This window comes from Pseudomonas sp. lyk4-TYG-107 (assembly GCF_030209055.1).
In the GTDB taxonomy this organism is placed as follows: Bacteria; Pseudomonadota; Gammaproteobacteria; order Pseudomonadales; family Pseudomonadaceae; genus Aquipseudomonas; species Aquipseudomonas putida_A.
In genome coordinates this window covers 1-2,772 of record NZ_JARVST010000034.1, presented here as the reverse complement: position 1 = coordinate 2,772, position 2,772 = coordinate 1, and the positions used below count along the sequence as shown (strand labels likewise).

General features: G+C 51.9%; 1 rRNA gene. It reads right to left on the bottom strand.

The annotated features are described in order from the left end of the window. Window positions 1-19 precede the first annotated feature (19 nt). Window positions 20-2,772, bottom strand: a 23S ribosomal RNA gene (locus tag QRN61_RS25830); the annotation flags it as partial.

Genomic DNA, 2,772 nt, shown 5'->3' with positions numbered 1-2,772 from the left:
CAGATTGCTTGGGTGTTATATGGTCAAGCCTCACGGGCAATTAGTATTGGTTAGCTCAACGCCTCACAGCGCTTACACACCCAACCTATCAACGTCGTAGTCTTCGACGGCCCTTCAGGGAACTCAAGGTTCCAGTGAGATCTCATCTTGAGGCAAGTTTCCCGCTTAGATGCTTTCAGCGGTTATCTTTCCCGAACATAGCTACCCGGCAATGCCACTGGCGTGACAACCGGAACACCAGAGGTTCGTCCACTCCGGTCCTCTCGTACTAGGAGCAGCCCCTCTCAAATCTCAAACGTCCACGGCAGATAGGGACCGAACTGTCTCACGACGTTCTAAACCCAGCTCGCGTACCACTTTAAATGGCGAACAGCCATACCCTTGGGACCGGCTTCAGCCCCAGGATGTGATGAGCCGACATCGAGGTGCCAAACACCGCCGTCGATATGAACTCTTGGGCGGTATCAGCCTGTTATCCCCGGAGTACCTTTTATCCGTTGAGCGATGGCCCTTCCATACAGAACCACCGGATCACTAAGACCTACTTTCGTACCTGCTCGACGTGTCTGTCTCGCAGTCAAGCGCGCTTTTGCCTTTATACTCTACGACCGATTTCCGACCGGTCTGAGCGCACCTTCGTACTCCTCCGTTACTCTTTAGGAGGAGACCGCCCCAGTCAAACTACCCACCATACACTGTCCTCGATCCGGATAACGGACCTGAGTTAGAACCTCAAAGTTGCCAGGGTGGTATTTCAAGGATGGCTCCACGCGAACTGGCGTCCACGCTTCAAAGCCTCCCACCTATCCTACACAAGCAAATTCAAAGTCCAGTGCAAAGCTATAGTAAAGGTTCACGGGGTCTTTCCGTCTAGCCGCGGATACACTGCATCTTCACAGCGATTTCAATTTCACTGAGTCTCGGGTGGAGACAGCGCCGCCATCGTTACGCCATTCGTGCAGGTCGGAACTTACCCGACAAGGAATTTCGCTACCTTAGGACCGTTATAGTTACGGCCGCCGTTTACCGGGGCTTCGATCAAGAGCTTCGCGTTAGCTAACCCCATCAATTAACCTTCCGGCACCGGGCAGGCGTCACACCCTATACGTCCACTTTCGTGTTTGCAGAGTGCTGTGTTTTTAATAAACAGTCGCAGCGGCCTGGTATCTTCGACCGGCATGAGCTTACGGAGCAAGTCCTTCACCCTCACCGGCGCACCTTCTCCCGAAGTTACGGTGCCATTTTGCCTAGTTCCTTCACCCGAGTTCTCTCAAGCGCCTTGGTATTCTCTACCCAACCACCTGTGTCGGTTTGGGGTACGGTTCCTGGTTATCTGAAGCTTAGAAGCTTTTCTTGGAAGCATGGCATCAACCACTTCGTCACCTAAAAGGTAACTCGTCATCAGCTCTCGGCCTTAAGATCCCGGATTTACCTAAGATCTCAGCCTACCACCTTAAACTTGGACAACCAACGCCAAGCTGGCCTAGCCTTCTCCGTCCCTCCATCGCAATAACCAGAAGTACAGGAATATTAACCTGTTTTCCATCGACTACGCTTTTCAGCCTCGCCTTAGGGACCGACTAACCCTGCGTCGATTAACGTTGCGCAGGAAACCTTGGTCTTTCGGCGTGGGTGTTTTTCACACCCATTGTCGTTACTCATGTCAGCATTCGCACTTCTGATACCTCCAGCAAGCTTCTCAACTCACCTTCACAGGCTTACAGAACGCTCCTCTACCGCATCACTTGCGTGATACCCGTAGCTTCGGTGTATGGTTTGAGCCCCGTTACATCTTCCGCGCAGGCCGACTCGACTAGTGAGCTATTACGCTTTCTTTAAAGGGTGGCTGCTTCTAAGCCAACCTCCTAGCTGTCTAAGCCTTCCCACATCGTTTCCCACTTAACCATAACTTTGGGACCTTAGCTGACGGTCTGGGTTGTTTCCCTTTTCACGACGGACGTTAGCACCCGCCGTGTGTCTCCCATGCTCGGCACTTGTAGGTATTCGGAGTTTGCATCGGTTTGGTAAGTCGGGATGACCCCCTAGCCGAAACAGTGCTCTACCCCCTACAGTGATACATGAGGCGCTACCTAAATAGCTTTCGAGGAGAACCAGCTATCTCCGAGCTTGATTAGCCTTTCACTCCGATCCACAGGTCATCCGCTAACTTTTCAACGGTAGTCGGTTCGGTCCTCCAGTCAGTGTTACCTAACCTTCAACCTGCCCATGGATAGATCGCCCGGTTTCGGGTCTATTCCCAGCGACTAGACGCCCTATTAAGACTCGCTTTCGCTACGCCTCCCCTATTCGGTTAAGCTCGCCACTGAAAATAAGTCGCTGACCCATTATACAAAAGGTACGCAGTCACCCAACAAAGTGGGCTCCCACTGCTTGTACGCATACGGTTTCAGGATCTATTTCACTCCCCTCTCCGGGGTTCTTTTCGCCTTTCCCTCACGGTACTAGTTCACTATCGGTCAGTCAGTAGTATTTAGCCTTGGAGGATGGTCCCCCCATATTCAGACAAAGTTTCTCGTGCTCCGTCCTACTCGATTTCATGACTAAGAGACTTTCGCGTACAGGGCTATCACCCACTATGGCCGCACTTTCCAGAGCGTTCCGCTAATCTCAAAGCCACTTAAGGGCTAGTCCCCGTTCGCTCGCCACTACTAAGGGAATCTCGGTTGATTTCTTTTCCTCAGGGTACTTAGATGTTTCAGTTCCCCTGGTTCGCCTCTTGCACCTATGTATTCAGTACAAGATAACCATCTT